Origin of the sequence: Protofrankia sp. Cr1 (genome assembly GCF_963555865.1) — a bacterium.
Classification (GTDB): Bacteria; Actinomycetota; Actinomycetes; order Frankiales; family Frankiaceae; genus Protofrankia.
Map to the genome: position 1 here is coordinate 6,338 of NZ_CAUVXO010000013.1, position 816 is coordinate 7,153.

Here is an 816-nt window from a genome sequence, read left to right on the forward strand (position 1 = left end):
GCACAGGCGGCTGGTCCGACGCGCTGCGCCGGGCCCTGGCCGATCCCGGTCAGCCGCGGGTCGTCTTCCAGCCGATCGTCGACCTCCGTCGCGGTGTCATCGCCGGTTACGAGGCGCTCGCGCGGTTCGGAGCGAGCGCGGCGCCATCGCCCGACCTGTGGTTCGCCGCCGCCGATCGGGCCGGGGTCGCCGCACGGTTCGAGGCCAGGGTTCTCCGGGAGGCGCTCGCGGCGCGCGACCGGCTCCCACCCAACTGCTTTCTCGCCGTCAATGTCATGCCGCATCTGCTGACCACCCCGGACGTTGCCGAGGTCTGGCTCGACGCCGACCTGAGCGGGCTGGTCATGGAACTCAACGAGGCGGTCAGCACCGAGCAGGCACCCGAGATCATCGCCACCACCCAGGCGTTGCGCGCCCGCGGCGGTTTCATCGCCATGGACGACGTCGGGTCCGGCTACGCGGGCCTGCGTCAGCTCGCGCGGATCCGCCCCGAGCTGGTCAAACTCGATCGGGATCTCGTCGCCCGCGCCAACGTCGACCAGGTCAGGCGGACGTTGACCGAGCTCGTCAACGTCTTCGCCAGCCGGCTCGACGCCTGGGTGATCGCCGAGGGAGTCGAAGGTGACGAGGAGCTGGCGATGCTCGTGGGGCTCGGCATCCCGTTCGGGCAGGGATGGCATCTCGGCCGGCCGGCGGCGACCTGGCAACGCCTCGACCCGGCGATATCCCGGCGCATCCGGCTGCTCGCCCAGCGCACTGCGCGCGGCGACGGCGTGGGCAGCCTGCTCGAGCGGGTACCGGTGCCCCGCGTCCCCC

General features: G+C 72.4%; 1 protein-coding gene. It reads left to right on the top strand.

Going from position 1 to position 816, the window contains the following annotated elements:
- Positions 1 to 816 (top strand): EAL domain-containing protein (locus tag U9980_RS02720; RefSeq protein WP_322766555.1); only part of this gene is annotated, 816 nt, incomplete at both ends.